The organism is Bradyrhizobium sp. Kon58 (genome assembly GCF_055807455.1).
The window spans coordinates 1-299 of the sequence record NZ_JBVVOT010000328.1 but is presented as its reverse complement, the minus strand read 5'-3'; the positions used below and the strand labels follow the sequence as shown (position 1 = coordinate 299).

General features: G+C 60.5%; 1 protein-coding gene. It reads left to right on the top strand.

Going from position 1 to position 299, the window contains the following annotated elements; genetic code table 11:
- Positions 1-299, top strand: a 299-nt coding sequence (locus tag AC0L20_RS40645; RefSeq protein WP_473295768.1) for a GDP-mannose 4,6-dehydratase, incomplete at both ends; no start/stop codon positions are given.

Sequence of the window (299 nt, the reverse complement as noted above, 5' to 3'; positions counted from 1 at the left end):
CTATTGGCAAAAGCTCGACGAGCCCGCAAGGCGCGCGTTTCGCTTCCACCACATTTCCACTGACGAGGTGTACGGCGACCTGCACGGCGTGGACGACCTGTTTACCGAGTCGACGCCTTATGCCCCCAGCTCTCCCTATTCAGCCAGCAAAGCGGCGTCCGACCACCTGGTTCGTGCCTGGCAGCGTACGTACGGCCTGCCGGTACTGCTGACCAATTGCTCGAACAACTATGGACCCTTCCACTTCCCGGAAAAATTGATCCCCCTGGTGATCCTCAACGCCCTCGGGGGCAAGCCAC